At 41.5% G+C, this 2,390-nt stretch carries 1 protein-coding gene and 1 pseudogene; both read right to left on the reverse strand.

Features of this window, described 5'->3' with window-relative positions; all coding sequences use genetic code 11:
- Nucleotides 1-1,282, reverse strand: a 1,282-nt coding sequence (locus AB4653_RS18270; protein WP_372104920.1) for a response regulator, incomplete at its 3' end; no start/stop codon positions are given.
- A gap of 457 nt (nucleotides 1,283-1,739) precedes the next feature.
- A pseudogene (locus AB4653_RS18275) lies at nucleotides 1,740-2,330 on the reverse strand (aminotransferase class III-fold pyridoxal phosphate-dependent enzyme); the annotation flags it as partial.
- Nucleotides 2,331-2,390 lie beyond the last annotated feature (60 nt).

Raw genomic sequence — 2,390 nt, forward strand, 5'->3', positions numbered from 1 at the left:
TCGTTATCTGACTTGAAACCACTGTCTCGCTCGCTGTTTTCACTATCAACATGCTGCAACGGTTTTCCGCAATTTTAAACTCGTTTTCACAGCTCATCCTATCCAATAACCATGCATGGTGATAAATCACAGGGAAGGCATCAAAGTCATTCTTATCGTGCAATGCGGTTAGTATAGTGACTGCTTTTTGATATTGGTTAGCTTCCATCGCGATGTGAGCTGCGATAAGTGCTAAGTCAGTTTGAAGCCCTGATCTTGCCTCGGTAGGGATCTTCGAAATTAAGTAATTGACGTGACCCAAATTCGCTTGCTTATCGATGCCATCTGAGGCGCAATAGAGCAAGAATCGTATATGACTTAGCTTCATATATAGGTTGTCTCGAAAGGTGTCCTTATTGATTTGCACATGGTTTTGGTAGTGGAATAGCGCTGTTTTAGTATCATTAACCGATAAGCATAGATTTGCGATTGCAAGCTCTCTCTCAGAGTTACCTGGTGTTAGTTTACTCGCTAACTTGAAGTGAGCAATGGCTGCCGGAACCTTATTGCTGATCAGGTTTACTTGAGCTGCTTGGTCTCGATACAAAATGCAGGTTGGCGCAGAATTGATCAAACTTTCAATCATCGACTGTGCTTCGCTAAGCTGCCCCAAATTCGCAAGGCTGTTTGCTAATCCTGCTTGAGCCCAATCAAAACTGCCTTCATCTATCGCTTTCCGATAGACATTCTTGGCTTCCTCGTAGAGCTCTAGTTTTGATAGAAAGCTCCCTCGAAATTGCTGGATTGTTGCGAAGTATTCGGGATGAAACGCGGCAAGCCCTTCGCAATGCTCTAGGCCCGCTTGATAGTTATTCTCTCTCTCAGCCTTATAAATGTCTTGTAAAATCAGCTTCTTCCTTAAGGAACTGGTGATGCGCTGTTTTAGAGTTTCGCGGTTAAACGGTTTTAACAAATAGTTATCAGGTCGTAGTTCAAGGATAGGGCGTATCGATAGAGCTGAATTTTCACCTGTAACAAGAATAAATATTCCGTCATCTTTTAATCTGTTGGCTTGCTTCAATTCTTCAAATAGCTGTTTGCCGTTGATCGTGTTACCAAAGTTGTAATCACAAATGATGACATCAAAAGTTGTGTCATTCGTGATGGTCATTGCAACACGAGGTGATTTCGCAATGGCAATCAAACGTTCTGAAAAACCAATATGAACCAGCATGTTACGAATAGTTGATAACACTATCGTTGAGTCATCAATGATAAGTGCATTTAGTTGGGTTAATTTCATGCTTACTTTAAATTATTTACTGACGTGAATTACGTAGCTATTGCGGATTGTCTTGATGTCTTGCACGACCGACAAAACAAGAAGCGTTAGGTTTCTACGAAGTTGATATAAGCCTTCGCTAGAATTGGATTCTTTTTTTGCGAATATTTTTATCTAATAGGAGTTAAAAATATTGGCTAATTTGATTCTGAGATGAACTCGAATAAGGAAGGTCATTCATTATATTCAGTACCAAAATGGCGCGTATTTTATGACGGCTTTTTACCCGATAGGTAACACTCTTTTGCTAATTGTTTTTATGGAGAGGATTAAATTTATTTGTGGGGTTTTTCGAGTTCAAATCAAAGATAAAACAATGGCTTGGGGTGTGTTTGTTGGCTGGTTTTTCACGTGAAGGATAAGCCGCCGTTAGTATTTTATGGGCGGCTTATAGGTTTTCTAAATGATGTTTGTTAAATCAACTTGGTTTGAAGCAAGCAGATTGTTGGAGGGCTTTATCAATAGATGAAACAAGTTGTTCGATGTGCTCAGCCTTGCTAATGAAAGGAGGCATCATATAAATCAACTTACCAAACGGACGTATCCAAACGCCTTGTTCAACAAAGTGAGCTTGGATGGTTTCCATATCGACAGGTGTGTGGGTTTCAACGACGCCAATAGCGCCCAACCAGCGAACATCTTTGACAAGAGCATGCTTGAGTAGAGGCGGTAGTAACTCAGAAAAGAGTTGTTCAATCTGATGAGTCTGATTTTGCCAATGACCTTGCTCTATGATGGACAAACTTGCCGCACCTACTGCACAAGCTAAAGGGTTGCCCATGAAGGTTGGCCCGTGCATAAAGCACCCGGCTTCACCGCCACATACCGTGTCGGCGACATCTTTACTCGCAAGCGTCGCTGACAGCGTCATGTAGCCACCAGTTAAAGCCTTCCCTACGCATAAGATATCAGGTTGAACATCGGCATGTTCGCAAGCAAACAATTTCCCTGTACGGCCAAAGCCGGTCGCAATCTCATCCAAAATAAGTAATACGTTGAATTCATCACACCTTCAATAAAATAAATAAATACGACAGATATCGAACGCGGATTTAAACAGATGGTATCC

The organism is Vibrio sp. 10N.222.48.A3 (assembly GCF_041475345.1).
GTDB lineage: Bacteria > Pseudomonadota > Gammaproteobacteria > Enterobacterales > Vibrionaceae > Vibrio > Vibrio tasmaniensis_A.